This is a genomic window from Neisseria sp. P0022.S010 (assembly GCF_051956635.1).
Genome location: NZ_JBQCXF010000794.1, coordinates 1 through 658, shown reverse-complemented (window position 1 = coordinate 658; position 658 = coordinate 1). Strand labels below are relative to the sequence as shown.

Genomic DNA, 658 nt, shown 5'->3' with positions numbered 1-658 from the left:
GTGCAGGTTTCTATCTGAATGCGACCGAGCAGCCTTGGGCGACGAATTATCAAATGTATAATTATATTTTGAACGAGTTGCCCAGTCTGATTGAGGAAAATTTTCCTACCAACGGCAAACGTTCCATTATGGGACATTCAATGGGCGGACACGGCGCATTGGTATTGGCACTGCGAAACCGAGAACGTTATCAAAGTGTTTCTGCCTTTTCGCCCATTTTGTCGCCAAGTCTCGTGCCTTGGGGGGAGAAAGCCTTTTCTGCTTATTTAGGAAAAGATCGTGAAAAATGGCAGCAATATGATGCCGGCTCGCTCATTCAACAAGGCTATAAAGTGCAAGGTATGCGCATTGATCAGGGCTTAGAAGATGAGTTTTTGCCAACACAATTGCGTACCGAAGATTTTATTGAAACCTGTCGTGCGGCAAATCAGCCGATCAATGTGCGCTTCCATAAAGGCTACGATCATAGCTATTACTTCATCGCCAGTTTTATTGGTGAGCATATTGCTTATCATGCGGCATTTTTGAAGTAAGTCGAAGAAGTGATTGGTGAATCGACCAAACGTTGGAGTGAGCGTTAATTTTTATGTTAACGAAAATAATGCTATCAAAATGAGCTAGCTTGCCTACTCTACTTAAATATCTCCCCATTCTAATC

Annotated in this window: 1 protein-coding gene; it reads left to right on the top strand. The window is 42.9% G+C overall.

Going from position 1 to position 658, the window contains the following annotated elements:
* Window positions 1-533 (top strand): alpha/beta hydrolase-fold protein (locus ACTHUT_RS21455; protein ID WP_440419829.1); only part of this gene is annotated, 533 nt, incomplete at its 5' end.
* Window positions 534-658 lie beyond the last annotated feature (125 nt).